General features: G+C 70.1%; 23 protein-coding genes and 1 tRNA gene. 19 read left to right on the forward strand and 5 right to left on the reverse strand.

Features of this window, described 5'->3' with window-relative positions:
• Positions 1-6 precede the first annotated feature (6 nt).
• Positions 7-1,104 carry an NADP-dependent oxidoreductase gene (locus SKC42_RS20665; RefSeq protein ID WP_442932204.1) on the forward strand — a complete coding sequence of 366 codons (1,098 nt, stop codon included), beginning with the start codon at positions 7-9 and terminating at the stop codon, positions 1,102-1,104.
• A gap of 27 nt (positions 1,105-1,131) precedes the next feature.
• Here the strand turns inward: SKC42_RS20665 and SKC42_RS20670 are convergent, their stop codons facing one another.
• Positions 1,132-1,740 (reverse strand): hypothetical protein, encoded by a 609-nt coding sequence (locus SKC42_RS20670; RefSeq protein ID WP_330966138.1) that lies wholly within the window; start codon positions 1,738-1,740, stop codon positions 1,132-1,134.
• A 246-nt stretch (positions 1,741-1,986) separates the two neighbouring features.
• Here SKC42_RS20670 and SKC42_RS20675 point away from each other — a divergent pair, with 246 nt between their 5' ends.
• On the forward strand, positions 1,987-2,823 hold the full coding sequence (locus tag SKC42_RS20675) for a glycoside hydrolase family 16 protein (RefSeq protein WP_330966139.1): 837 nt from the start codon (positions 1,987-1,989) through the stop codon (positions 2,821-2,823).
• Positions 2,824-2,836: 13 nt separating this feature from the next.
• On the opposite strand, the gene SKC42_RS20680 is transcribed toward SKC42_RS20675, so the two are convergent.
• On the reverse strand, positions 2,837-4,357 hold the full coding sequence (locus SKC42_RS20680) for a glycosyltransferase family 39 protein (protein WP_330966140.1): 1,521 nt from the start codon (positions 4,355-4,357) through the stop codon (positions 2,837-2,839).
• 35 nt (positions 4,358-4,392) lie between these two features.
• On the opposite strand from SKC42_RS20680, the gene SKC42_RS20685 reads away from it, so the two are divergent.
• From SKC42_RS20685 to SKC42_RS20695, 3 genes are read left to right on the forward strand one after another with little or no spacing between them, the layout of a single operon-like run.
• Entirely contained in the window at positions 4,393-4,698 is a 306-nt protein-coding gene (locus tag SKC42_RS20685; RefSeq protein ID WP_330966141.1) for a hypothetical protein, read from the forward strand.
• A gap of 25 nt (positions 4,699-4,723) precedes the next feature.
• Entirely contained in the window at positions 4,724-5,392 is a 669-nt protein-coding gene (locus tag SKC42_RS20690) for a GAP family protein (protein ID WP_330966142.1), read from the forward strand.
• A 28-nt stretch (positions 5,393-5,420) separates the two neighbouring features.
• Entirely contained in the window at positions 5,421-6,104 is a 684-nt protein-coding gene (locus SKC42_RS20695) for a GAP family protein (RefSeq protein ID WP_330966143.1), read from the forward strand.
• On the opposite strand, the gene SKC42_RS20700 is transcribed toward SKC42_RS20695, so the two are convergent.
• Entirely contained in the window at positions 6,095-6,844 is a 750-nt protein-coding gene (locus SKC42_RS20700) for a hypothetical protein (protein ID WP_330966144.1), read from the reverse strand. The two genes, SKC42_RS20695 and SKC42_RS20700, sit on opposite strands and share 10 nt — an antisense overlap.
• Positions 6,845-6,869: 25 nt before the next feature.
• Here SKC42_RS20700 and SKC42_RS20705 point away from each other — a divergent pair, with 25 nt between their 5' ends.
• A complete protein-coding gene (locus SKC42_RS20705; protein ID WP_330966145.1) occupies positions 6,870-8,378 on the forward strand; it encodes a bifunctional phosphatase PAP2/diacylglycerol kinase family protein in 1,509 nt (502 codons plus the stop codon).
• Positions 8,379-8,386: 8 nt separating this feature from the next.
• Here SKC42_RS20705 and SKC42_RS20710 read toward each other — a convergent pair whose 3' ends face one another.
• Entirely contained in the window at positions 8,387-8,728 is a 342-nt protein-coding gene (locus SKC42_RS20710; RefSeq protein ID WP_330966146.1) for a DUF732 domain-containing protein, read from the reverse strand.
• 192 nt (positions 8,729-8,920) lie between these two features.
• On the opposite strand from SKC42_RS20710, the gene SKC42_RS20715 reads away from it, so the two are divergent.
• From SKC42_RS20715 to SKC42_RS20740, 6 genes are all read left to right on the forward strand, one after another.
• On the forward strand, positions 8,921-10,771 hold the full coding sequence (locus tag SKC42_RS20715; RefSeq protein WP_330966147.1) for a putative alpha/beta hydrolase: 1,851 nt from the start codon (positions 8,921-8,923) through the stop codon (positions 10,769-10,771).
• Positions 10,772-10,818: 47 nt separating this feature from the next.
• Positions 10,819-11,328 (forward strand): hypothetical protein, encoded by a 510-nt coding sequence (locus tag SKC42_RS20720; protein ID WP_330966148.1) that lies wholly within the window; start codon positions 10,819-10,821, stop codon positions 11,326-11,328.
• Positions 11,325-11,882, forward strand: coding sequence for a M15 family metallopeptidase (locus tag SKC42_RS20725; protein WP_442932205.1), 558 nt, complete (start codon positions 11,325-11,327; stop codon positions 11,880-11,882). The genes SKC42_RS20720 and SKC42_RS20725 overlap by 4 nt, the downstream gene beginning before the upstream one ends.
• A 39-nt stretch (positions 11,883-11,921) precedes the next feature.
• Positions 11,922-12,608, forward strand: coding sequence for a TetR family transcriptional regulator (locus SKC42_RS20730; protein ID WP_330966149.1), 687 nt, complete (start codon positions 11,922-11,924; stop codon positions 12,606-12,608).
• Positions 12,609-12,726: 118 nt separating this feature from the next.
• Positions 12,727-13,245 carry an MmpS family transport accessory protein gene (locus tag SKC42_RS20735; RefSeq protein WP_330966161.1) on the forward strand — a complete coding sequence of 173 codons (519 nt, stop codon included), beginning with the start codon at positions 12,727-12,729 and terminating at the stop codon, positions 13,243-13,245.
• Positions 13,242-16,181, forward strand: coding sequence for an MMPL/RND family transporter (locus SKC42_RS20740; protein ID WP_330966150.1), 2,940 nt, complete (start codon positions 13,242-13,244; stop codon positions 16,179-16,181). The genes SKC42_RS20735 and SKC42_RS20740 overlap by 4 nt, the downstream gene beginning before the upstream one ends.
• 27 nt (positions 16,182-16,208) lie before the next feature.
• Here the strand turns inward: SKC42_RS20740 and SKC42_RS20745 are convergent.
• Positions 16,209-16,282 (reverse strand) — tRNA-Gly (locus tag SKC42_RS20745).
• A 253-nt stretch (positions 16,283-16,535) separates the two neighbouring features.
• Between SKC42_RS20745 and SKC42_RS20750 the strand changes: the two genes are divergently transcribed.
• From SKC42_RS20750 to SKC42_RS20780, 7 genes are all read left to right on the forward strand, one after another.
• Positions 16,536-17,183, forward strand: a complete 648-nt coding sequence (locus tag SKC42_RS20750; protein ID WP_330966151.1) for a hypothetical protein — start codon at positions 16,536-16,538, stop codon at positions 17,181-17,183.
• A 28-nt stretch (positions 17,184-17,211) separates the two neighbouring features.
• Positions 17,212-17,784, forward strand: a complete 573-nt coding sequence (dcd, locus tag SKC42_RS20755; RefSeq protein WP_330966152.1) for a dCTP deaminase — start codon at positions 17,212-17,214, stop codon at positions 17,782-17,784.
• Between the two features lie 129 nt (positions 17,785-17,913).
• Positions 17,914-19,842 (forward strand): DUF7159 family protein, encoded by a 1,929-nt coding sequence (locus SKC42_RS20760; protein ID WP_330966162.1) that lies wholly within the window; start codon positions 17,914-17,916, stop codon positions 19,840-19,842.
• 277 nt (positions 19,843-20,119) lie between these two features.
• Positions 20,120-21,454, forward strand: coding sequence for a DUF7159 family protein (locus SKC42_RS20765; protein WP_330966163.1), 1,335 nt, complete (start codon positions 20,120-20,122; stop codon positions 21,452-21,454).
• A gap of 23 nt (positions 21,455-21,477) precedes the next feature.
• A complete protein-coding gene (locus SKC42_RS20770; RefSeq protein ID WP_330966153.1) occupies positions 21,478-22,623 on the forward strand; it encodes a DUF7159 family protein in 1,146 nt (381 codons plus the stop codon).
• A gap of 121 nt (positions 22,624-22,744) precedes the next feature.
• Complete coding sequence (locus SKC42_RS20775) at positions 22,745-24,196, forward strand: DUF7159 family protein (RefSeq protein WP_442932206.1); 1,452 nt, start codon at positions 22,745-22,747, stop codon at positions 24,194-24,196.
• An 87-nt stretch (positions 24,197-24,283) separates the two neighbouring features.
• The gene (locus tag SKC42_RS20780) at positions 24,284-25,609 is read left to right on the forward strand and encodes a UDP-glucose dehydrogenase family protein (protein WP_330966155.1); all 1,326 of its coding nucleotides are present in this window, start codon (positions 24,284-24,286) and stop codon (positions 25,607-25,609) included.
• Positions 25,610-25,719: the final 110 nt, after the last annotated feature.

A 25,719-nucleotide genomic window follows, 5' to 3' on the forward strand; every position in this document is an offset into this window, starting at 1 on the left:
CCGAATATGCCATTCCGCTGGGCGTTTTCCACGAGATTTGCCGGGGATTTGCCGGCGCTTTCGGTAGCTTTACGCATCGTGCTCGCCTTGCCGAACCGCCAGATCGTGCTGCGCCGCCGGCCGACTGGGCTGGTCGGTTCCGGTGACACGGAACTGGTCACCGGGACCGCGCCCGAGCCCGCCGACGGCGAGGCGCTGGTCCGCACCACCTACGTGGGGCTGGACGCCGCGGTCCGCACCTGGCTGAACGATCAGCAGGGCTACCTGCCGCCGGTGCAGCTGGGCGAGGTCATCCGGGCGGCCGGGATCGGCGAGGTGGTCGCGTCGCGCTGCCCGGCCTACGAGGTGGGCGACGTCATCACCACCCTGACCGGCTTTCAGGAGTACGTGCTGGTGCGCGACGACGTCTTCAGCACGCCCATCCCGGGCAAGGTCAAGGTCGACCAGCGGGCGGTGATGTCCGTGTACGGCCCGACCGGGGCGACCGCCTACATCGGGATGATGGACATCGGTCGCCCCCAGCCCGGCGAGACGGTCGTGGTCTCGGCCGCCGCCGGCGCCACCGGATCGGTGGCGGGTCAGATCGCCAAGATCGCGGGCGCCCGGGTGGTGGGCATCGCGGGCGGGCCGGAGAAGTGCCGCGCGGTCGTCGAGGACTTCGGGTTCGACGCGTGCATCGACTACAAGAACGACGACCTGACCGCGGCCCTGCGGGAGCACTGCCCGCGGCGGGTCAACGTGTACTTCGACAACGTCGGCGGCCCGATCCTCGATGCCGTGCTCGGACGCCTGGCCACCAAGGCCCGGGTGGTGCTCTGCGGCGTGATCTCCAGCTACCTGAGCGGAGAGCACCCCGGCCCCGCCAATTACGTCAACCTGCTCTCCAAGACCGCGGTGATGCAGGGCTTCAACGCGCTCGACGACTGGGGCCGCTTCGACGAGGCGTTCGCCGCGCTGCGCGGCTGGGAGCAGGAGGGCCGGATCCGGCACCGCGAGACCGTGTACGAGGGCGTCGAGTCCTGCATCGATGCCCTCAACGGCCTGTTCACCGGGGCCAACATCGGCAAGATGCTGGTCCAGCTGAGCGAACCCGCGTCCGGTTAGATCGCCCGGCCGCCCCGCAGGGCCTGGCTAACCCTCGCCGAGCGCGCGGTGCAGCGCCTTCTTCGCGTCGGTCAGGGCCTCCAGAACCTTGGCCCGGGTCTCGGCGAGCTGTTGCTTCTGCTCGTCGGTGCCGGTCCAGGTGATGGTGCGGGCCAGCCCGGCGAGTTCGAAGAGCTCCCGGCGGATCTTGAACACGTCGCCGAACTTCGCCGCTCGCCCCAGGAAGGCGTGCGCGGTCTCGCTGCTGACGCCCCGCCAGGCGAGCAGGTTGCGGCCGAGCTCGGTGAGCGTCGCCACGCCGCCGTCGACGCTGACCACACCCCGACCCGCGAGCACGCCGATGGCGAGCTCCGCGAGGTCCTGCGGCGGGGTGAACGCGCCCTCGGTCGCGTCGGATACCCGCTGCACGATCTGAGCCGCGTCGGCCGGTCCGTCGAGCAGCAGCGCGGCGGTCACGAACGCCGCCCGCCGCAGCCCCGGCCGGCCGTGCTTACCGAAGCCGCCGCCGAAGCCACCGAAGCCGGGGCCACCCGGGCCGCCGGGCCCGTGACCCCAGGCGGGCCCGCCCCAGCCGCCGCCGAAGCCCGGACCCCCGAAACCGGGGCCGCCGAAGCCGCCGAAAAATCCACCAGACATCGTCAATTCCTTTCCTCGTCTCCGCATCGGAGTATCAACTTCCTTGATACCACCGGCGGCGGGAAAGCGCCCGAAGCGCGAGGGTCCGGCCAGACGCCGGGATGCGGTTGACCGCCGCAGGGCGTGGCATACCGCGGGATGCGGCCAACCCCGGCGCATGATTTCATAACACCGTTTGCGAAAGTGACCTACGGGGAGAACGCGGGCGGGGTATATGCGGCCCGGTTAACGGATTGGTGGTAGCAAATGGATCGTCGCAGCATGTTGTTGATGACGGGGGTCGGCATGCTGGGGGCCGCGATGCGGATGCCGGGGGCGTGGGCCGCCCCGTCGGCGCCCGAGGCGCCACCGTCCGCGGCGGGCGGGCCCTACATCTTCGACGACGAGTTCGACGGCCCGGCGGGCTCGCCGCCCGACCCGGCCAAGTGGACGATCCAGACCTGGCAGGACGACGTGTTCCCGCCGGTCGACGGCATCTACCGCGACGACCGCCAGAACGTGTTCCAAGACGGGCACTCCAACCTCGTCCTGTGCGCCACCCATGACCTGATGAGCAACACCTACTACAGCGGCAAGCTGCGCGGAAACTTCCGCAGCATGATCAACCAGACCTGGGAAGCCCGGATCAAGCTGGACTGCCTATTCCCCGGCCTGTGGCCCTCGTTCTGGGGTGTCAATGAGGATCCGCTGCCCGACGGCGAGGTCGACATCTTCGAGTGGTACGGCAACGGCCAGTGGGCGCCGGGCACCACGGTGCACGCGGCCTCCAACGGCAAGACCTGGGAGGGCAAGTCCATCCCCGGCATGGTCGACGGCAACTGGCACACCTGGCGCATGCATTGGGGCGAGGACGGATTCCAGTTCTGGCGGGACTACGTCGACGGCGCCAAGCCCTACTTCAGCGTGCCGAACAAGCCCATCCCGGTGCACGGCAACCCGACCGACCTGCGGTGGCCGTTCAACAACCCCGGCTACTGGATGACCCCGATGTTCACGCTGGCGGTCGGCGGCGTCGGCGCCGGCGACCCCGCCCAGGGCGTCTTCCCGTGCTCGATGCTCATCGACTACCTGCGCATCTGGTAGGCGTCACCGGGCGTCACCGCACCGCCCTGATCACCTGGACCAGGTTGTACTGCCAGCGCTCGACCAGCCGGAACCCGAGGTCGTGCGGGACAGCGAAGGCCGGCGTCGGGCCGTAGACCGGGCCCGGCGGCAGCGCCGGCCCCTGCTCGTGCGCCGGCAGCGACGGGTCGGCCTGGGTGATGATCCACACCACCCGGCAGTGGCTCAACGGCTGCGCGACGACCTCGGGGATCAGGTTGGTGTCGAAGACGTCGTTGCGGTCGGTGGCGCGCTGCCACAGGGTGAGGTCGACCAGCTTTCGGTAGGCGTCCGGCCGGGCCGCCAGCAGCGGGCGCATGGGAGCCGGCATGAACGTCACCGTGTCGTTGACCAGCAGGCAGTCGCCGGGCGCGGCCTGCGCCCCGATTAGGTCGGCCACCTGGCTGTAGTCCATCCCATATTTCGCGTATGGATTGCGTTGCGCCATCACGTAATTTGGGGCGGCGGCGATGGCGAACACCACGACGAGCGCCGCCGGCACCCACGGCCGAACGGCGAGCGCGGCCGCGCAGACGCCGAGGATCAGGGCCATCGCCGGTGCGGTGAAGGACAGGTAGCGCGGCGTGTAGATCGGGTGAAAAAGCGCCGACCACACCACGATCAGCGCCGTCGGGATGGTCAGCAACGCGACCGCGATCGTGAGCAGCTGCCGATCGCCCCCGGCGGGCCCGGACGCCGTGAGCCACGAGGCGACGGCCGCGGCGACGAGCCCCGCCGCCAACACGGCGAACCACGGGCTGCGTTCGAAATACTGCTGAACCACCACGTCTTCGAGGGTGCGGCGGCCGATCGGCGGCACCCACTTGATCTGGTGTGCCTGCCCCGCGACCGCGGCGAGGAACGGCGCCAGCGCGCACACCGCCACCGCCGAGGCGGTGACGAAGCGCACCAACACCTTTCGGGCGCGCCGATGGGTGCCCAGGAACACCGCGTGCACGGGCAACATGAGCACCAGGTAGGCGTCGAGCAGGACCGACGCGATCGCGGCAACGCCGTAGGCGAACCAGGACCACCCGCTCGGGTTCCGCGTCGCGCGGACGAGCAGCACCGTCAGCCAGACGGCGGCCGCCATCGACAGCGCGTACGGCCGCGCCTCGATGCCCGCCCAGGTCGCGCGCGGCAGGATCGCGCAGAAGGCCCCGGCGGCCAGCGCGGCGGTGCGCGTCGAGAGCTGCCGGGCCAGCACGACGACGCCGGCCGCGGTGACCCCGACGGCCAGGACGCTGGGCACCCGGGACCAGAACTCCGTGGGCGGAAAGACCCGAAACCAGCCGTGCATGACGAGGTAGTACAGGCCATGCACGGCGTCGACGTTGGCGAGCATGTGCCACAACTGGCCGAGCGAGCGGCTGTAGGACGCCGAAATCGTCGCCGCCTCGTCGTACCAGAACGACGGCCGAGCGGCGCCGGCCAGGCTCACCGCGGCGGCCACCACCGCGACGATCAGCGGGTCCAGCGCGCCCTTCGGCGTCGTCCGCAGGCCGCCGCGAAGCACACCGCTATGCTGCCATTCGAACGTATGATCGATCGATGGGCGACCTCGCGTCGATCGGATACAACGGGCGGCCGGTGCGCAGCCCGTTTCGGGTGGTGCGCCCGCCGATCACAGTCCTGGTCGACCTGACCGTGCTCTTTCCGCGCGAGCCGCACCGCTCGGGCCGGTATCAGCCCAACGGGCTGCAGCTGCACAAGGTCGTCGAGGGCCGGTTGAGCTGCTGGGGCATCTGCGAGCAGGGCGACTGGTGGGGGCTGGTCACCTACCCGATCGCCTACGGCTCGAAGCGCAAGACCGTGACCCACTGGGTGCCGGCCTGGACGTTGCGCCGCAAAAGTTAGCCGGCAGATGCGATGATTCCTGCCCGTGGAGACAAGTTGGGGAGCGCTGCTGGTCCGGCTGTTCGCGCTGGCGCTGGTGATCGCGCTGTCGCCGATCACGGTCATCCCGGCGGTGCTGGTGCTGCACGCGCCCCGGCCGCGCCCGACCGGCCTGGCGTTCCTCGGCGGCTGGGTGCTGAGCCTGGCGGCGCTGACCGCGCTGTTCGTCGGGGCCTCCGACCTGCTCGGTGGGCTGCACAAGTCGCCGCCGGCGTGGGCGTCGTGGGTGCGGGTGGCCTTCGGGTCGGCGTTGATCCTGTTCGGCGCCTACCGGTGGCTAACCCGGCATCGCGAGGGCAGTGCCCCGGGTTGGATGCGGTCGTTCTCCCGGCTGACCCCGGTGCGCGCCGGCGTCACCGGCGCGGTGCTGGCCGTGGTGCGGCCGGAGGTGCTGATCATCTGCGCGGTGGCGGGGTTGGCCCTGGGGGGCGACGGGCTCGGCGCCGGCGCCTGGCTGGCCGGGGCTTTCTTCGTCGCGGCGTCCGCGTCCAGCGTCGCCATCCCCATCCTCGGCTACGTTGCGGCCGGCGACCGCCTTGACGACGCGCTGGAACGGCTCAAGGTCTGGATGGAGCAAAACCACGCCGCGCTGCTCGCGGTCGTCCTGGTGCTGATCGGACTGATGGTGCTTTACAACGGAATTCACGCGCTGTAGGAGCCGCCGGTCGCGTAGATTGCTGCCCATGGCAGGAAGCTGGGTTACGGTCGGGACCGGTCTCATCCCCCTCGGCCTGGTCATCTCGCTCTCGCCGCTCACCGTCATCCCGGCGGTGCTGGTGTTGCAGGCGCCCCGACCGCGGCCGAGCGGCCTTGCCTTCCTTGGCGGTTGGTTGTTTAGCCTGGCCGCGCTGACCGCGATCTCTGTCGCGGCCTCCGGCCTGCTGGGTGGTCTCGACAAGTCCCCGCCGAGGTGGTCGTCCTGGCTGCGGGTCGTCCTCGGATCGCTGCTGATCGTCTACGGCATCGTCAAGTGGTTCACCCGGCGGGGCCACAGCGAGCAGCCGGGCTGGATGCGGTCGTTCAGTACGATCACGCCCACCCGGGCGGGGCTGATGGGGGCGGCGCTGGCCGCGGTGCGGCCCGACGTCGCGCTCATCTGTGTGCCGGCCGGCCTGGCGATCGGCGGCAGCGGGCTGGGGGCGGCCGGCGACTGGCTGGCCGCCGCCTTCTTCGTCGTCGTCGCGGCGTCGAGCGTCGCGGTCCCGATCTTGGCCTACGCCGCCGCGGGCAGCCGCCTCGACGACACGCTGGCGCGGCTCAAGGAATGGATGGACAAAAACAACGCCGCCCTGCTCGCCGCGGTCCTCGTCGTGATCGGCGCGATGATCCTCTACCACGGGATCGACGCCCTAACCCATCACCGATAGCCGCCGTCGGACAGGCCGGCGTCCTCCTCGAGCCGGTTCGTCTTGCGAAAGGCCAGCTCGCGCACCAGCTCCCACGCGTAATCCCGGACCATGCCGGCGTAGCCCTTGGCCGCCCACTGCCGGGAGTGCCGCTCCTCGTGGTGCAGCAACCGGTCCAGGTCGACGTGCCAGGCGCGTCCCGACCGGACGATGCGGCGCAGGTGGGCTGCCGGGTCGGCGACGGCGCCGAAATTGAGCATGAAGATGTCGCCCCAGGTGGTGCCGCCCCGCTGGCAGAACTGCCGCTGGATCCAGTTGCCGCCCGCGCCCATCAGGATGCCGTTCGGGGTGGTGACGAGTCGGCCGCCGTTGCGGTGGACGAACCGGACGTCGCGGGCGTACGTCCAGGCGTTGGCGCGTTGCCGCTCGGCGATCCGCGCGACCTCGTCGGCCGAGTAGGGCGTCGGGGGAAAGTCGCCGCCGTCCCCCGCCGCGCCGTAGTCGGTGGCCGCGTTGAGGACGTAGGTCAGCAGCGTCGCCCGGCGCGCCCCGCCGCCCGGGATGCCGGGCGGGAGCAGGAAGAAGGACTTGCCGTCGGGATCCCTGAGCTGTTCCATGCCGTCGAGGACCCGAAAACTGTCGGGGGTGATGCCGTGGCGTCGGGCGATCTCGGCAACGACGTGGCGGGGCACGCCCCGCCGTCCGGCGTTGCGCAGCCACTCACCCGGGAGATCCGCCATCGGCCTGAACTCTTCCGCCATCGGCCTGAACTCTAGGGTGTAGCGAATGGACAAGCGGTCCTGGCGACGCGCGCGCGGCATCAAGCAGATCACCCGGGGGCTGGGGACCCTGGACCGGGAGATCTTCGCGACGATCGCCGAGACGTCCACGCCGCTGCTCGACACGGTCATGCCGCCGCTCACGCGCGCGGCCGACCACTCCAAGCTCTGGTTGGCCATCGCGGCGGCTCTGGCCGCGTCGGGCAACAATTCCGCCCAACGCGGCGCCATTCGTGGCGTCGTGTCGCTGGGGGTCACCAGCCTGGTCACCAACCAGGTCGCCAAGCGCATTCGCCGGAGGCCGCGTCCCGGCTACGAGCTGGTGCCGCTCGTGCGGCAGGTGCGGCGCCGGCCGGCGTCGAACTCGCTGCCGTCCGGGCACTCGGCCAGCGCAGCCGCGTTCGCGGCGGGGGTCGGACTGGAGAACCCGATGCTGGGCTTCGGCCTCGCGGTGCTGGCCGGGCTGGTCGGGCTGTCGCGGGTGGCGACGGGCGCGCACTATCCCGGCGACGTGGTCGCCGGATTCGGCATCGGCGCCGGCGTCGCGGTGCTCGGCGGCCGGCTCGTGCCGCCCATCGCCGAAACCGCCCGGCCCCGAACCGAACCCCTGCGCGTCCAGTCGCCGGAGCGCCCCGACGGTTCCGGGGTGGTGTTGGTGATCAACCCGGAGTCGGGCAGCGGCACCGGGGCCCGCATCGTCGACGAGGTGCGCGGCGCGCTGCCCAAGGCGGAAATCCGCGAACTGGGCCCCGACGACGACCCGCTGCAGGTGCTGCGCGACGCCGCCGGGCGCGCGGAGGTGCTGGCGGTGGGCGGCGGCGACGGCACCGTGGCGACCGCCGCGACGGTCGCGATCGAAGCGGACCTGCCGCTGGCGGTCTTCCCCGCCGGAACGTTCAACCACTTCGCCAAGGACATCGGCTGCGACAGCGTGGCCAAGACCGTGGACGCCATCCGGCGGGGGAGCGTCGCCTGCGTCGACGTGGTGTGCTTCAACGAAAGCCAGATGGTCGTCAACACCGCAAGCATCGGCGCCTATCCGATGTTCGTCGAGCAGCGGGAGAAGCTGGAGAAGCGGATCGGCAAGCCGCTGGCCGGCTTCTACGCGATGCTGCACACGCTACGCAAGGGCCGGCCCGTCCGGATCAGCTACGACAACAAGACCCTGCTGACGTCGCTGTTCTTCCTCGGTAATTCGCTTTATCTGCCAACGGGATTCGCGCCGGCCCGCCGCACCCGCATGGACGACGGCCTGATCGACGTCCGCATCCTGGAGGCCGGCCGCCCGCTCGCCAGAGTGCGGATCCTGACCGCGCTCGCGTTTGGGCGCCTGCAGCGCAGCCCGCTCTACCACGAGCTGCAGGTGCCCGAGTTCCGCTTCTCCGCCGTGGACGGACCGACGGTGATCGCGCGCGACGGCGAGGTCGGCGAGTTCGGCGAGAAGTACGACCAGGCCATCTTCACGGCGAAATACCGGGCGCTGCAGGTGTTTCGCCCGCTCCCCGAACGCGACTGACGGTTGCCCTACGCGGACGGGCAGAGGTCCCGCTGGGCGTAGGCGATCAGGTCGTTGGCCTGAATGGGGTTGAGGCCCTTGGCGCCAAGGTCCCCGTCGGAGCGCTGCAGCGCCAGTCCGATCAGCTGCGCGGGGGTGGCCCCGGCGCTCAACTGCGAGCAGATCTTCCAGCCCGACACCAACAGCGCCGGGTCGCCGCCCCCGACGTCGTGGATGCCGACGTTGTGCAGGTCGTTGAGGTAGGAGGTGTCGTCGGCCTGGGCCGGGCCGGCCAGGACAACCCCGGCGGCAAGAAGCGGGCCGCCCAGTGCTGCCGAAACCAATCGGCGAGAGCGCCGTTGCACTGCCATAGCTGCTTCTCCTTAGTGTTTGCCGCGCGAATTAGATGGCGAATTTTTACACGAAAAACGGCGCGTGAATACGTCGCGCGGCGGATTCGGGGTGAAAAGGCGGCGACGGGCCGGTGAAGGGCGCCGCCGCGCCCGCCGGGGTAGCCTGATAAGCCAGTCCGGGGAGAAAAGCGTGAAGGTTTTGGCGGTGCGATGCGGCTGGTCTGGCTGAACGTCGCCGATCTGATCGCCCGGGCTGGTGGGGATCCCTGGGAGATCGACCGGAGTCTGCAGGCCGGCAACCCGGCGCAGATCTCGAGCCTGGCCGAGGCCTTTCACGGGGCGGGACGGCACACCGCGGAGGCCGACCACGCCTTCGAGCAGGCGCGCAAGCGCTTCGACGCCGCCTGGAACCACCGCAACGGCGACCACCCGATCAACGATTCGGCCGAGGTGCGGCGGGTGATGAAATCGCTCGGCGCGCAATCCGAGCGGCTACCCAGAATCGGCGCCGACTTGGAGAACGTCGCGGCCGCGCTGGCCGAGGCGCAACAGGCCGGAGCCGGGGAAATCGCCGCATTGGAACGGCAGCTGCAGCTGCTCGACAAACTCATCGGCGCGGCGATGAAGGATCTGCAGGATCCCGGCCTCGACGCGATATCCAGAAACGAGCTGCGGTCGTTGATCAACGACGCGAAAGCCGACGCCGGCGACGACACCCGGTCGGCCCTTCAGCAATTGCAATCGATTCGCGGTGGCTACTCGAACACGTTGCAGGGCTCGCTCGGCAACCTGCGCGCCGACGGCTATGACCCCGACATCCTGCGTCCGGTCGACGCGGACACCAGAATCCCCCCGCCGAACAACGGCCCCGAGGACGCGCACAGCTGGTGGACATCCCTGACACCCGAAGACCGGCAACGCCTCATCGCCGAGCATCCCCAGGAGCTCGGCAACCTCAACGGGGTCCCGGTCGCCGCCCGCAGCGACGTCAACGAGGCCGTCATGAACGACGACCTGCACCGCGTGGAAGACCTTGCCAAGAATGGGATTTCGATCGACGACGTGCTGGCCGACCCCGCCAGGTACGACCTGTCGCCGAACGCGGTCATGCGCTATACCAACGCCGTTCAGGCCCGCAACGGCCTCAACACCTCGGCCAAGGCCGAGGATGCGTTCGGCCGGCATCCGCCGGTGTATCTGCTCAAGTACCAGCCGGACGCCTTCGGCGGCGAGGGCGCCGCCGCCATCGCGATGGGCGATCCGGACACCGCCGACAACACGGCGGTCGTGGTCAAAGGATTGGGCAGCGGGGTGCGGGAAGGGACGCTGTCCAACCCGGACGGCGTGCGCCTGTACCAGGAGTCGGCCCGCGCCGACTGGAACAAGCAGACGTCGGTGATCATGTGGGTGGGCTACGACGCCCCCAATGTCTGGTACGACCCCGGCCTGTGGGAGCCGAACATGGCCCGAACCGGCGGCCAGTTGCTGGCCGCCGACGTCAACGCCCTGCCGGTCACCCACCTGGGCGCGCCGTCGCACGTGACGGTGGTCGGGCACTCCTACGGTTCCACCGTGGTGTCCGACGCGGCGGCGGGCTTCGGCATGCACGCCAACGACGTGGTGCTGGTCGGCTCGCCGGGCACGGACCTGGCGCACTCCGCGGCCGATTTCCATCTGGCGCCGGGCGGGCACCTGTATGTGGGCGCGGCGTCCGGGGACTCGGTCACGTGGTCCCCCAACGGTTATGGGCCGGGCGCCGTGGGGCCGAGGCTGGTCGGTCTCGGTGACGACCCGTCCGTCGACGGCTTCGGCGCCACCCGCTTCAAGGCCGAGAACCCGCCCTACACCGCCAACCCGATCTACGACCATTCGCACTACTTCGACGACGGATCGGAGTCGCTGTTCAGCATGGGTGACGTGGTGTCCGGGCACGGTGACGCCTTGCAACACGACGGCATGACCGCGCACCATCGCGGCGAGTACGGGATGCCGCAATGGGTCGACCCCGAAGCCGTCCGAACACCGACCCTCGGCCACCGCCACAGCGGGGCGGCCGGATGACCTTGAACGCCAGGACCAGCGGAAGGAAGTGACGAGTGTGGACCTGCTTGGCGAGGACCGCCTTCTTCGCGTCGACGGTCGGCCTGATCGTGGCCGGATGCTCTGAGACCGTGAGCCACCCACTGTCGCCGGCGCAGGCCCGCGCCCAGGTCATCGACGCCTCCCGCGACATCGTGCGGGCGCTACGCGCCGAGGTGACCGAGGCGAACTTCAGCTACGATTCGTGTAATGACCAGGGGGAGCCGCCCTTTCGTGGGGTGGTCGACCTGTCGCTCTGGATGCCCGGCGTCCCCCACGATCAACCCGCCGACCCGCAAGCGGTGGTCAAGGGGCTGGTCGCCGACGGCTGGAGCACCCAGTCCGACTTCGTATCCCACGGGCAGACGCTGAAGAAGAACGGCGTCAACATCATCCTCACGGTCGCGCCGCAGCCGCCCCCGTCGGTCACCCTGGTCCGGCACGTCGGCGTCAAGGTCGACGGCGAATGCCGCGACACCTCCGATCACCGCACCGACGGCTCCACCGCGCCCGTCGACGTCAGCAAGGACATCGGGTGACGGAAGTGCGAATCGGCTGGGTCCTGTCGGTGGTCGCCGCCCTGTCTCTAGCGGCTGCGCCGAGCCCGGCGGGAGTCAGGCTCGCCGACCACGCCGTGCCGTTGGATCCGGCCACCGAACCGGGCGATGGTTCGCTGCCCGACGGACGCCCGCTGAGCCCGTTCGACGTCCAGAACCCGGCGATCGGGCGCCTCGATCCGGCGTTGTTGAGCGCCATTCAGAACGCCGCCACCGCGGCGGGGGCGCAGGGCATCACGATGACCATCACGTCGGGCTGGCGATCGCCCGCGCTGCAACAGCGCCTGCTCGACGAGGCCGTGCGGACCTACGGCAGCATGGCCGCGGCGCGCCAGTACGTGCAGACGCCGGCGGCGTCCAAACACGTTGTTGGCGAGGCCGTCGACGTCTCCGGTGTGGGCGCCGACCAGTGGCTCACCGCCAACGGACCCCGCTTCGGGCTGTGCCGGATCTACGCCAACGAACCGTGGCACTTCGAGCTGGTCGCGGACGCGGCCGGGAACTGCCCGGCCCTGCTGCCGAACGCTGCGGGGTAGTGCGCGCGCAAACCTTGTGCGTTATACAAATCACATCATGTGCGTTACACTCCGCCTGTGGCGCAACTAACATTCCAGCGCGCCCGCACCGAGGAAGAGAAGCGCCAACGTGCGGAGGCCCTCGTGGAAGCCGCGCGCTCGCTGGCAATGGAAACGGGCGTCGCGTCGGTCACCCTGACCGCGGTCGCCAGCCGCGTCGGAATTCACTATTCGGCGGTACGCCGATACTTCACCTCGTACAAGGAAGTCCTGCTGCGGCTGTCCGCCGAGGGTTGGGTGCGGTGGTCCAACACCGTGTCGGAGAAGCTGGCCGAGCCCGGCGCGAAGTCGCCGTCGCGCATCGCCGAGACATTGGCCGAAGCCCTGGCCGAGGACCCGTTGTTCTGCGACCTGCTTGCCAACCTGCACCTGCACCTGGAACACGAGGTGGACGCCGAGCGGGTCATCGAGGTCAGGCGGATCAGCACCGCGGCCACACTCTCGCTGGCCGATTCGATCGCATGCGCGCTGCCCGAACTCGGACGATCGGGCTCGCTGGACATCCTGCTGGCCGCCTACTCGCTGGCGGCGACGCTGTGGCAAGTCGCGAACCCGCCGAAGCACCTGACCGACATCTACGCCGAGGAGCCCGAAGTGGTTCCGCCCGAGTGGAATCTGGACTTCGCCACCGCCCTCACCCGCCTGCTGACGGCCACCTGCATCGGCCTGATCTCGGGATCCTCATGAAACTCAGAAAGGAGGGCGGAGCGCTTTGGCTTGGCGAACTGCAACCGGTGAAGACGGTCCCGAACTCGTCGAGCGCTCGGGGCCTGAGCCGGCCGCGACTGAGCCGAGAACCGAACCGCTGAAGAAGCAGGGCTCCGCGGGCGGCGAGCGCGACACGGTCGGCCCCCGGCGTGCGCCGAAAAAGGGGTTGCTGGGGCGTTTTTGGTTGGTGCTCACGATCGCGGCCGTCGTCGCGGTGTCGGGATTCGTCGTATACCGATTGCACGGCATCTTCGGCGTCCACAGCGGCGCGTTCGGTGGCGGCACGTCGGGGGAGGTTCTCGACCAGTTCAACGCCAAGACGATCACGCTCGAGGTCTGGGGCTCACCGGGCAGCACGGCGACCATCAACTACCTCGACGAAAATTCCCATCCGCAGCAGGCACTGAACGTGCCCTTGCCCTGGAGCATAGTTTTGAGTTCAACGAAACCCGGCATCCCGGCAAACCTGGTGGCGCAAGGAGACGGCAGTTGGATCGCCTGCCGATTCGTCGTCAACAACCACGACGGCCACGGTGACGTCATCAAGGCTCCGAATCGCTCGGATGCCAACGAAACCGTGAACCCCTTCGTCTACTGCCTGGACAAGTCCGCATGAGCGAGCCGAGCGCGGTGGAATCTGCCGCGCCGCCAATCTCGCAGCCGCTGATCCCGCCGTTCCTGCCGCGGATGATCCATCGGCTTGCCCTGCCGATCGTCCTGGTCTGGTTGGGCATCGTGTTCGTCACCAACACCGCGGCCCCGCAGCTGGAGGCCGTCGCCAAAAATCACTCGGTGTCGATGAGTCCGACTGACGCGGCATCTTTTCAGTCGACGATGAAGGTCGGGTCGACGTTCAAAGAGTTCAACTCCGACAACTCGGCCATGATCTTGCTGGAAGGCGACAAGCCCCTCGGGCCAGAAGCCCACCGCTACTACGACGAGATCGTCAAGCGCGCCGAGCAAGACAAGAAACACGTTCAGCACGTCCAGGATTTCTGGAGCGATCCGCTGACGGCGGCGGGCTCCCAGAGCCACGATCAAAAGGCCGCGTACGTCCAGGTCTACCTCGCCGGCAACATGGGCGGCGGGGAGGCGGACGAGTCTGCCCTGGCGCTGCGCAAGATCGTGGAGTCCGTGCCCGCGCCGCCCGGAATCAAGGCCTACGTCACCGGCCCGGGTCCGCTGTTCGCCGACCAGTCCCATGCCGGCGAGAAGGGCGTCGCGCTCGTCACTCTTGTCACGTTTGTGGTGATCGTGGTGATGCTGTTGTTCGTCTACCGCTCGGTTACCACCATGCTCATCATGCTCGCGATGGTGTTCATCGAGTTGGCCGCGGCTCGAGGCGTCGTTGCCTTCCTGGCCAACAACGAGATCATCGGACTCTCCACGTTCGCCAACAATTTGTTGGTGCTGATGGCCATCGCCGCCGGCACCGACTACGCCATCTTCGTGGTCGGCCGCTACCACGAGGCCCGCGGTCTGGGCGAGAATCGCGAACAAGCCTTCTACACCATGTTCCACAGCACCGCGCACGTCGTGCTCGGGTCGGGCCTGACCATCGCCGGCGCGATGTACTGCCTGAGCTTCTGCCGGCTGCCGTATTTCCAGTCCTTGGGCGCACCGTGTGCCGTCGGCATGTTGGTCGCGGTGCTCGCGGCGTTGACCCTGGGCCCCGCGGTGCTGACCGTGGCTTCGTTCTTCAAGCTCCTGGATCCGAAGCGCAAGCTGGCGACCCGGGGCTGGCGTCGCATCGGCACCGCCGTCGTCCGCTGGCCCGCACCGGTTCTCGCGGTGACCATCGGGATCGCGTTGGTGGGTTTGCTCGCCCTGCCCGGGTACAAGACGGACTACGACAACCGCCACTTCCTGCCGGGGGACACCCCGGCCAATGTCGGTTATGCCGCCGCGGACCGGCACTTCGACCAGGCTCGGCTCAATCCCGAGCTGTTGATGATCGAGACCGATCACGACCTGCGTAACCCGGCCGATTTCCTGATCCTGGACAAGGTCGCCAAGGCGGTCTTCCACATCCCCGGCATCGGTCGGGTGCAGACCATCACCCGGCCACTGGGCACGCCGCTCGACCACAGCACCCTCGGTTTCCAGATGGGCGCGCAAGCCGCGGGGCGGATCCAGACCCAGCATTATCAAGACGAGCAGGCGGCAAACCTGCTCAAGCAGGCAGACGAGCTGCGCAAGACGATGGCAACGCTGCACGAGCAGATGCAGGTGACCCAGGACCTCAGCAACACCACGCACGAAACGACCCGGCTCACCAAAGAGACCGTGCATATCACCGAATCGCTGCGCGACGACATCGCCAACTTCGACGACTTCTTCCGGCCGATCCGCAGCTACTTCTACTGGGAGCGGCACTGTTACGACATCCCGGTCTGCTGGGCGATCCGGTCGATTTTCAACGCGCTCGACGGCATCGACCAGGTGGCCCAGAACATCGTGAACCTCAGCGCGAACCTCGACAAGCTGGATCAGATCCAGCCGAAGCTGGTGGCGCTCATACCGCCGCAGATCGAGAGTCAGCAGCGCAACCTCGACACCGTCATGTCGAACTACGCGACCACCATGGGCCTCAACGAACAGGCCAGGGCGCAGTCCGACAATGCCACCGCCCAGGGCGACGCCTTCGACAAGGCGAAGAACGACGACACGTTCTACCTTCCGCCGGAGGCGTTCAAGAGCCCGGACTTCGCGCGGGGCCTCAAGCAGTTCATCTCGCCGGACGGGCACGCGGTCCGGTTGATCATCTCCCACGAGGGCGACCCGGCGACTCCCGAAGGCATCAACCACATCGGACCGATCAAGCAGGCCGTGCACGAGGCGATCAAGGGCACCCCCTGGGAGGGCGCCAAGGTCTACCTGGGCGGCACCGCCGCGACGTACAAAGACATGCACGACGGCTCCAACATCGACCTGATGATCGCCGGAATCGCCGCGGCCACACTGATTTTCATCATCATGCTGGTGATCACCCGAAGCGCCGTGGCGGCCGTTGTGATCGTCGGCACGGTGCTGCTGTCGCTGGGCGCCTCGTTCGGACTCTCCGTGCTCCTGTGGCAGTACATCCTGGGCATGAAGTTGCACTGGATGGTGCTGGCGATGGCGATCATCCTGCTGCTGGCGGTCGGCTCGGACTACAACCTGCTGTTGATATCGCGGTTCAAGGAGGAGATCCACGCCGGGCTCAAAACGGGGACTATCCGCGCGATGGCCGGTTCGGGATCGGTGGTGACCTCCGCCGGTCTGGTGTTCGCCGCGACCATGGCCACGTTCGCGTTCAGCCCGCTGCTGATCATGGCCCAGGTGGGTACGACGATCGCGCTGGGTTTGTTGTTCGACACCTTGATCGTGCGGTCGTTCATGACACCGTCGCTGGCCACCCTGCTCGGACGCTGGTTCTGGTGGCCGCAGCATGTGCGGCCGCGGCCGGCCAGCACCATGCTGCGGCCGTACGGACCGCGGCCGGCCGTGCGCGAATTGCTCCTCAACGACGTCGAGGAGCGCCCGGCGGGCGGGTTGGTGCAGCCGCGCTGATTTTGGCGCGGGGACGCCCTGTCCTCGTGGAGCCGATGACGGGAATCGAACCCGCGTATTCAGCTTGGGAAGCTGATGTTCTGCCATTGAACTACATCGGCGCTGCTGCCTGAGAAGGCTAGCATCCCCGGCCGCGCCGGCGGGCAGGATCGCCGGGTGTCGCCGGGCGATCCCGCCACCGCTTCGAGCCATTCCGAACGGCCCCACGAACGTCGCGGAAATCGGCCCAGCAAGGTCCCGTTACTTGACAGAGAATCGCATCGCCGCAGGTAGATAGCCCTGAAATAAACCGAGCACGCATTCTTATAAACACCGCTGTTTATTCCTTCGTTATTGTGCCGTAATCTGCTCGGCGTGGGTCGGCATGAAATGCCCAGGCCACGACGACGGTGGCCCGGGCTCCTGGTGGGGGTCGTCATCCCGGCTGCCGTTTTGGTCGCGGCAGCGGGCGACGTGCACCCGGCGCCGGCCCGCGCCGAGGCCAAGCCGATCGTCGACGAGGGCGAGCCCTACGCCCCGGAGATCGTGGCCGCGCTGCCGGTCCCCAGTGGACACGCGCAGCTGATGGGCGCGGTCGAGGGCGACAACACGCGCGCCTCGAGGCTGCGGGTGAGCAGCCGGTTCCTGCCCGCCGGGGTGGCGCCCGAGCAGGGCCTGCAGGTCCGGACGATCCTGGCGGCCCGGGCGATCAGCGCCGCATTCCCGCAGATCCGGGAGATCGGCGGCGTCCGGCCCGACCCGCTGCCCTGGCATCCCCGCGGCCTCGCGATCGACGTCATGATCCCCAACCCCGGCAGCGTCGAGGGCATCGAGCTGGGCAATGAGATTGTCGCGTTCGTACGGCAGAACGCGAGACGCTTCGGCATGCAGGACGCGATCTGGCGCGGCGTCTACTACACGCCCGAAGGCGCGCAGGCCTCCCGGCTCGGCCACTACGACCACGTCCACGTGACCAGCACCGGCGGCGGATACCCGACGGGCCAGGAAACCTACCTCCGCTGAGCGCGCGCCGGCGGATAGGCTTCGTCGCGTGCTGCTCTCCGATCGTGACCTCAGGGCCGAAATCAACAGCGGCCGAGTCGGCATCGACCCGTTCGACGACACCCTGGTGCAGCCGTCCAGCATCGACGTCCGCCTCGACTGCCTGTTCCGGGTCTTCAACAACACCCGCTACACGCACATCGACCCCGCGCAGCAGCAGGACGAGCTGACCACCCTGGTGGAACCCACCGAGGGGGAGCCGTTCGTGCTCCATCCCGGTGAGTTCGTCCTGGGGTCGACGCTCGAGCTGTTCAGCCTGCCCCACGACCTCGCCGGTCGCCTCGAGGGCAAGTCGTCCCTGGGCCGACTAGGCCTGCTGACCCACTCGACCGCCGGTTTCATCGACCCGGGCTTCAGCGGCCACATCACGCTCGAGCTGTCCAACGTCGCCAACCTGCCGATCACCCTGTGGCCCGGCATGAAGATCGGCCAGCTGTGCATCTTGCGGCTGACCAGCCCCGCCGAACACCCTTACGGCAGTTCGCGCGTCGGGTCGAAGTACCAGGGCCAGCGGGGTCCGACACCGTCGCGGTCCTATCAGAACTTCATAAGATCTACCTAGGTTCGCCGAGCCCCCGCGCCGTCGTTCTGGGGGATTATTAAGTGGTCCGTGGTTCCTCCTCCGCCCGACCATGGCTCCGTTCGCAACACCTTTGGAGGGGTTGATTTGGATATCGTGCTCGGGGTGTCGATGGCACCGGCGTCGATTCAGATGGTGGTGCTCGAAGGCGAGAACGCCGACGGCGCCACGGTTGAAGAAGACGAATTCGACGTCGCCGCCGCCGACGACACGGCGACCGCGACCGCGCCCGACCGGGTGCTCGCGGCCATCCTCGGCACCCGCGAGGGCGCGGCCGAGGCGGGCCTGGAGCTCTCGTCGATCGGCGTGACGTGGACCGACCAGCTCGAGGCCGCCGCGCTGCGCGACGCGCTGGCCACCCACAAGATCGAGAACGTCATGCTGGTGTCGGCGTTTCTCGCCGCCACCGCGCTGGCCCAAAACGTCGGTGGCGCAGTCGGTTACGAGCGCACCGCGGTGCTGTTCGTGGAGCCGGACACGGCGACGCTGGCGGTGGTCGAGACGTCCGACGGCTCCATCACCGACGTCTGCCAGCGCCCCATCCAGGCCGAGTCCTACGGCGAGGCCACCGAGCAGCTCACCGACCTGCTCACCCGGCTGAGCGAGTTGCCCACGGCGCCGGGCGGTCTGTTCCTGGTCGGCTCGGGCGTCGACATCGCCCCCATCAAGCCGGCGCTGGAGGCCGCGACCCCGTTCGAGGTGAGCGCCCCGGAGGAGCCGGAGACGGCGCTGGCCCGCGGGGCCGCACTGGCGGCGGCGAACGCGCCGCTGTTCGCGTCGTCGACGGCGGCCCTGGCCTACGCGCAGGACCCGGGCACCGGCGCCCTCGACGGCTACGTCCTGCCCGAGTACCTCAGCTTCGACACCCCCGGCGGCGACGACGAGCTGGCCTACAGCGCCGTCCCGGACGACGACGCCAACGCCCAGACCGTCGTCATCGAGCGGTTGTTAGCCCCCGAGCCGAGCGAACCGCGCCGCAGGCCGGTGCTGCTGCTAGGCAGTGGGTTGGCGGTCGTCGGCATCAGCGCGGTGCTGGCGCTGGAGATCGCGCTGGCGATCGGGATCCGTACGACCGGGACGGTCGCGCTTCGACCCACGCCCGCCCAGAACCTCATCGTGCCCACGCAGCAGGCCCCCGCGCCCGTCGAAGCGTCCGCGCCGGCGCAGCGGATCAACGTGCCGGAGCCGGTCGCGGCGCCCAAGCCGATGGCCGCGCCCATCCCCGCGGCCCCGGTCCCCGCGGCGCCGCCGCCGCTTCCGGCCGCTCCGCCGATCCCGGCTCCGGCCCCGGCGGCCCCGGTGGTGCCCGTCCCGGTGCTGATCCCGCCGCTGGCGCCGGTCATCGCGCCTCCGCCGATTCGGGTGCCGCTGCCCAATCCGGTGCTGACGCCGCCGGTCATTCAGGCGCCCCCGCGCCTACCCATCCCGCAGCCCGTGGTGCCCCAGGTGCCGGTACACGTTCCGGAACCGCCGGTGACGCCGCCGCACGTCGGCGGCCAGGTTCCGGACTCGCCGCCCAAGCCAACCGGGCCGGGCGCCGGGGGTGGGCACCTGCCCTTCCCGGGCTCCGGTCCCGGCGGCGAGGGCGGCGGCGGGCCGATCCACATTCCCGGCTCCGGCGGCCCCGGCGGGCCGGGCGGCCCGGGCGCGGGCGGCGGCCCCATCCACCTCCCGGGCGGTGAGCCCGGCGGTCCGGCCGGTGGTGGCGGTCCGGTGCACCTGCCCGGCGGCGGCGGTCCCGTCGGCGGTGGTGGCCCGATCGGTGGCGGTCCGATTGGCGGCGGCGGTCCCTTCGGGGGCGGCGGCCCGTTGAGCGGTGGCCACGGCGGAGGCCCGATCGGCGGCGGCCCGATTGGCGGTGGCGGTCCGTTCGGCGGGGGCGGTCCGTTCGGTGGTGGCGGTCCGTTCGGTGGGGGCGGCGGCCTCGGTGGCTTTGGTGGCGGCCACGGCGGCTTCGGCGGTGGTGGCGGCTTCGGCGGTGGCGGTGGCTTTGGCGGCGGCCATGGCGGGGGCTTCGGTGGGGGTGGCGGGCACCACTGACGCCCTGCCCTCGAGATCGACATGAGCGCGAAAAAGTGCGTGTGGGAAGCACGCTGACGTCGATCTGAATGGCCGACAGGGCGCATCAATTCAGCCAATGCACAGGGTTTCGCGCCCACCGGGCGTCGTGCCGCGCGGGTAGGGTCGGGACATCGGGGCCAGCCGAAAAACCGCGCTGCCCCGTGCGGCAGGACTGCCTGGCGCCCAGCTGATCCCGGGTTTTCCGCCCGTGCGGTGCGGTGGCAGTGATGCAAGCTATCCAGGGGGAGTGGAAGCGGTGGTGGGCATTGTGCTTGGCGTCTCTATGGCGCCAACGAAGGTCCGCATGGTGCTGGTCGAGGGCGAATGCGCCGACGGTGTTGCCGTCGACCAGGACAGTTTCGATGTCGGGGCCGGCGCACGCGGCGCGACCGGCACCTCGACGGCGCCCGCCCGGGTGATCTCGGCCATCCTCGGCACCCGGGAAGGCGCGGCCGAAGGCGGTTACCGGCTGCTCTCCACCGGCGTCACGTGGACCGACCACGTCGAGGCCGCCATGCTGCGGGACGCGCTAGTCACCCACAGGGTCGAAAACGTCATGCTGGTCTCGGCCTTCATGGCGGCGGCCGCGCTCGCACAGGCCATTGGCGACGCCACCTCCTACCAGCGCACCGCGCTGCTCTTCGTCGAGCCCTATACCGCCACCTTGGCGGTGGTCAACACCGCCGACGGCGCCGTCTCCGACGTGCGGCGCAGCGTCCTCGCCGACGATGAGGACCGGGCGGTGGCCGAGCTCATCGACATGGTGGGCAGCGCGGACCGCCTCGACGGCGCCCCCGATGGTGTGGTCGTCGTCGGTTCCGGAGTAAACATCCCGCTCATCAAGCCCGCGCTCGAGGCCGCCACCCCGCTCGCGGTGTCCGCGCCGGACGAGCCGGAGATGGCGCTGGCCCGGGGCGCGGCGCTGGCGGCCGCCAACGCGCCCCTGTTCGTGTCGTCCACCGCCGCCCTGGCGTACGCGCTGGATCCGGGCACCGGCCAGGTGGACCCGCAGCCGCTCGCCTACGCGCGGGTGCCCGTCCCCGACACCGGCAAGCCCAACGTGGCCTACAGCGCGGTGCCCGACGAGGACGCCGACGCCCCGACCGTCCTGGGCTTGGACGAGCGCGTCCAGCGCCGCAGGTCCTTCCTGCTGGTGGGCAGCGCGCTGGCGGTGATCTTCATTACCGCGGTGGTGGCGCTCGAGATCGCCCTGGCGATCGGCATCCGCCCGACGGTGGCGCTGCGGCCCAGCCCCAACGAGAACATCGTCGTCCCGGCCAAGCCGGCGCCCCCGCCGGTGATCCAGGCGAGGCCGAGAATCGCGGCGCCCGCGCCGGTAGCGGCGCCACATCCGATGGGCCCGCCCGTCATCGCGCCCGTCCCCGTGGCCCCGCCGGCGCCGGCTCCCATTCCCCTGGTTCCGCCGCCGGTGTTCGTCCCCGTACCGCGCGTCCCGATCGGCGGGCCGCCGGCGCCCCGATTCGGCGGCGGCCCGGCCTTCCGCGGTCCGTTCGGCGGGCACGGTCCCTTCGGCGGGCCGTTCGGCGGGCACGGTTTCGGCGGAGGCCACGGATTCGGGGGGCACCGATAGCTACGCAGGGTTTTGGAGGAGCGGTGGACGTCGTACTCGGCATATCGATGGCCCCCGAGACCGTCCGCATGGTGTTGGTCGAAGGGCAGGCCGCGGGCGGGGTGACCGTCGATCAGGACGCCTTTCCCGTCGGGGCAGCCGCGGGCGCCACCGCCGAGCAGGTGATCGAAGCCATCCTCGGTACGCGGGAGAGCGCGGCGCGGGGCGGTTATCAACTCGCGTCGAGCGGGGTGACCTGGACCGACCCCGTCAAGGCCGCCGCGCTGCGGGACGCGCTGGCGGCGCGCAAGGTCGAGAACGTCATGCTCGTCTCGGCGTTCGTCGCGGCGGCGGCGCTGGCGCAGGCGGTCGGCAGCGCGATCCAGTGCTCCCGCACCGCGCTCCTGCTGGTCGAGCCGGGGACGGCCACCTTGGCGGTCGTCGACACGGCCGACGGGTCGGTCGCCGACGTGCATCGCCGACCCCTGCCGCGCGGCGACGACGCGGCGCTCGCGGAAGTGTCCGCCATGGCGGGGAGGGCCGCGTCGTTGAGAAGCCGCCCGGACGGGGTATTGCTGGTCGGCTCGGGCGTGGACGTCGCCCTGATCAAGCCGACGGTGGACGCAGCGACGTCGCTGTCGGTCACCGCGCCCGAGGAGCCCGAAATGGCGCTGGCCCGGGGTGCCGCGCTGGCGTCGGCCAACGCGCAGCTGGGCGCGCCGCGCACCGTGGCGATGCCGGAGGCGCGCGATCCGGTCACCGCCGAGCGTCGGCTCGCCTACAGCGCCGAGCCGGAGGACGAAGGCGGCCCCGAAGTCGAAGCCGCGGCCGAGCGGCGGAGCCGCAAGCCGGTGGCCGCCGTCGTCGGCGCGACAATGACCTTCGTTGTCGGCGTGCTGGCGCTGGCGCTGGCCATCGGCATCAGGTCGCACGCGGACCAGCGGCCCGACATCAGCAAGAACGTCGTCGCCCCGGCCGCCCAGCCACCGCCCCCGGCGGCCCCGCCGCCCGCCGCGCCGCCCCCGCCGCCGGCCCCCGCGCCCGCCCAGCCGCCGCCCGCGGTGCCCGCCCCGGGGGTCAACCCTCCGCCCCAATCGGTGCCGCCACACCGAGACGACGACCACGGCGCCGACGATTGGCTGCGCCGTCACCTCGAGCGCGGGATTCCGATCCCGCTCCCGGACAAATAGCCGCGTAAAGTCTGGGTACTAGGGGAACACCGGGTGGGGATTCGGTAGCGGTCATGAACATTGGGTTTCGCAATCACGGCATCCTCATCGTGACGGACTAGCAAACAATAATGGAGGAGCTTTGGACACCGTACTCGGCGTGTCAATGGCGCCGACAGCAGTCCGAATGGTCCTGGTGGAAGGCCAAAACGGGGATGGCGCCACTGTAGATCAGGACAATTTCGACGTACCGGCCGACGATGACGCAGCAACGATTACCGCGGCCGACCAGGTGGTATCGGCGATCCTCGGGACGCGTGAAGGGGCGGCCGAGGGCGGCTACCAGCTCGCGTCGACCGGGGTGACCTTCACCGACCCGATCGAGGCCGCCGCTCTGCGCGATGCACTGGCGACGCACAAGGTCGAAAATGTGATGCTGGTCTCGGCCTTCCTAGCCGCGGCCGCGCTGGCCCAGACCGTGGGCCACCAGACCAACTACGCGCGCACCGCGCTGCTCTACATCGAGCCCGAAACCGCGACCCTGGCCGTCGTCGACAGCTCCGACGGGTCGGTCACGGACGTGCACCGCCAGGCCCTGCCGGACGACGACGAGGCGGCGGTGGCCCAGCTCGCCACGATGGTCTCCGGTGTCGAGGCGCTGGAGACGCGGCCCGACGCCGTGTTCGTCGTCGGCTCCGGCATCGACATCCCGATGATCAAGCCCGCCCTGGAAGCGGCGACCACGCTCCCGCTGGCCGCCCCGGAGGAGCCGGAGACCGCCCTGGCCCGCGGCGCCGCGTTGGCGTCGGCGAACGCGCCGCTGTTCGCCTCGTCGACCGCCGCGGTGGCCTACGCGCAGGATCCCGGCACCGGCGCCCTCAACCCGTTCGCGGTGGCGCCCGGCTACTTTGAGACCCCCGGCACGCTCGGCGAGGACGCGCTGGCCTACAGCGCCGTCCCCGACGAGCCGGACGACCCCTTCGTCGGGGAGCCGACCGGCGCGACCGCACTGGTCCCGGGCCTCGGCGAGCACCGGCGATTCCGCCTGGTCGGAGCCGCGGTGGCGTCGGTGTTCGTCATCGGCGTGGTGGCGCTGGTCGTCTCGCTGGCGATCGCGATCCGGCCGACGGCCGCGGTCCAGCCGGCCCCCGGCCAGCATGCCGTCGCGCCCCCGCAGGCGGTGCCCGCCCCCGCGCCGGCACCCGCTGCCCCCGCGCCGGCGCCCGTTCCCGAGGCAAACGTGCCCGCCCCCGCCCCGCAGGCCCCCGTCCCGGTTCCCGAGGCGCCGGCACCTGCCCCGGCGCCGATACCGGAGGCCCCGGCGCCCGCCCCGATACCGGAGGCCCCGGCACCGGTGCCCATTCCCGAGGCCCCCGCGCCTGCGCCGCCTCCGCCGGTGATGGCGCCGATCCCGGTCCCGATCCCGCTGCCCATCCCCGGGCTCGGCGGGCCGCGCATCGGCGGGCCTCCCGGATTCGGCCCCGGACCCGGCTTCGGCCCGGGCGGCGGCGACCACGAGGGCCCGCACGGCGGGGGAGGATTCCCCGGCTTCCCGGGTGGTGGCGGCGGCCACGGTGGCTTCGGTCACCGCTAGCCGGTAAAGGGCAGCTGTCATCTGCCGTTTGCCTCCCGCTCAGGCCGGCGATGCAGTTCGCTCATCGCGGCCACTTACACCGGTGGTATGCGATGCACCGTTTTCGGCACCGGCTACCTGGGCGCCACCCACGCCGTCGGGATGGCCGAACTGGGCCATGAGGTAGTCGGGGTCGACATCGACCCCGGCAAGGTCGCCAAGCTGGCCGGCGGTGACATTCCGTTTTACGAGCCGGGGCTGCGAAAGCTGCTGCAGGAGAACCTGGCTGCCGGGCGGCTGCGGTTCACCACCGACTACGACGTGGCGGCCGACTTCGCCGACGTGCATTTCCTCGGGGTCGGCACGCCGCAGAAGAAGGGCGAGTACGCCGCCGATCTGCGGCACGTGTACGCCGTCGTCGACTCGCTGGTGCCGCGCCTGACGAGATCGTCGGTGCTGGTGGGCAAGTCGACCGTTCCGGTGGGAACCGCCGCCGAGCTGAACCACCGGGCGGCCACCCTGGCGCCACACGGGGTCGACGTCGAGATCGCCTGGAACCCCGAGTTCCTGCGCGAGGGTTACGCCGTCCACGACACCCTGCACCCCGATCGCATCGTCCTTGGTGTCCAACCGGATTCGACGCGCGCCGAGGCGGCGGTGCGTGAACTCTACGAGCCTTTGCTCGCCGAGGCCGTGCCGTTTCTGGTGACGGACCTGCAGACCGCGGAGCTGGTCAAGGTGTCCGCCAACGCCTTCCTGGCCACCAAGATCTCGTTCATCAACGCCGTCTCGGAGGTGTGCGAGGCCTCGGGCGCCGACGTCAGCATGCTGGCCGACGCGCTCGGCTACGACCCCCGGATCGGGCGCCAATTCCTCAACGCCGGCTTGGGATTCGGCGGCGGCTGCCTGCCCAAGGACATCCGCGCGTTCATGGCCCGTGCCGGTGAGCTGGGCGCCGACCAGGCGCTGACCTTCCTGCGCGAGGTGGACAGCATCAACATGCGCCGCCGCACGCGGATGGTCGAGCTGGCCAGCGCCGCCTGCGGCGGCTCGCTGCTGGGCGCCAACATCGCCGTGCTCGGCGCGGCGTTCAAGCCCGAGTCTGACGACGTGCGCGACTCGCCCGCGCTGAACGTGGCGGGCCAACTGCAGCTCAACGGCGCCGCGGTCAACGTGTACGACCCGAAGGCGCTGGACAACGCGCAGCGGCAGTTCCCCACGCTGAACTACGCGGTATCGGTCGAGGAGGCCTGCGACCGCGCCGACGCCGTGCTGGTGCTGACCGAATGGCGGCAATTCGTCGAGCTCGACCCCCACGCCCTCGCCGACCGCGTGCGCTCGCGGGTGATCGTCGACGGCCGCAACTGCCTCGACGTCGCGCGCTGGCGTCAGGCCGGGTGGAAGGTGTTCCGGCTGGGGGCGCCCCGACCCTAATACGGTTGCGCCCGCTCGGTGTCGATGCGGCGGGCGCGGTCTTGGGTGCGGGTGTGTTGGCGGGTGGGCATCATCAGGGCGCGGTGGGCGGTGCGCTCGGGTGTGGTTGT

This window comes from Mycobacterium sp. 050134 (assembly GCF_036409085.1).
Taxonomy (GTDB): domain Bacteria; phylum Actinomycetota; class Actinomycetes; order Mycobacteriales; family Mycobacteriaceae; genus Mycobacterium.

Bases quoted from the DNA above. Each gene is read 5' to 3' on its own strand.
- SKC42_RS20665 (WP_442932204.1), top strand. From the start codon at position 7: ATGCCATTCCGCTGGGCGTTTTCCACGAGATTTGCCGGGGATTTGCCG.
- SKC42_RS20670 (WP_330966138.1), bottom strand. From the start codon at position 1,740: ATGTCTGGTGGATTTTTCGGCGGCTTCGGCGGCCCCGGTTTCGGGGGT.
- SKC42_RS20675 (WP_330966139.1), top strand. From the start codon at position 1,987: ATGGATCGTCGCAGCATGTTGTTGATGACGGGGGTCGGCATGCTGGGG.
- SKC42_RS20685 (WP_330966141.1), top strand. From the start codon at position 4,393: ATGGGCGACCTCGCGTCGATCGGATACAACGGGCGGCCGGTGCGCAGC.
- SKC42_RS20695 (WP_330966143.1), top strand. From the start codon at position 5,421: ATGGCAGGAAGCTGGGTTACGGTCGGGACCGGTCTCATCCCCCTCGGC.
- SKC42_RS20700 (WP_330966144.1), bottom strand. From the start codon at position 6,844: ATGGCGGAAGAGTTCAGGCCGATGGCGGATCTCCCGGGTGAGTGGCTG.
- SKC42_RS20705 (WP_330966145.1), top strand. From the start codon at position 6,870: ATGGACAAGCGGTCCTGGCGACGCGCGCGCGGCATCAAGCAGATCACC.
- SKC42_RS20710 (WP_330966146.1), bottom strand. From the start codon at position 8,728: ATGGCAGTGCAACGGCGCTCTCGCCGATTGGTTTCGGCAGCACTGGGC.
- SKC42_RS20715 (WP_330966147.1), top strand. From the start codon at position 8,921: ATGCGGCTGGTCTGGCTGAACGTCGCCGATCTGATCGCCCGGGCTGGT.
- SKC42_RS20740 (WP_330966150.1), top strand. From the start codon at position 13,242: ATGAGCGAGCCGAGCGCGGTGGAATCTGCCGCGCCGCCAATCTCGCAG.
- SKC42_RS20760 (WP_330966162.1), top strand. From the start codon at position 17,914: ATGGCACCGGCGTCGATTCAGATGGTGGTGCTCGAAGGCGAGAACGCC.
- SKC42_RS20780 (WP_330966155.1), top strand. From the start codon at position 24,284: ATGCGATGCACCGTTTTCGGCACCGGCTACCTGGGCGCCACCCACGCC.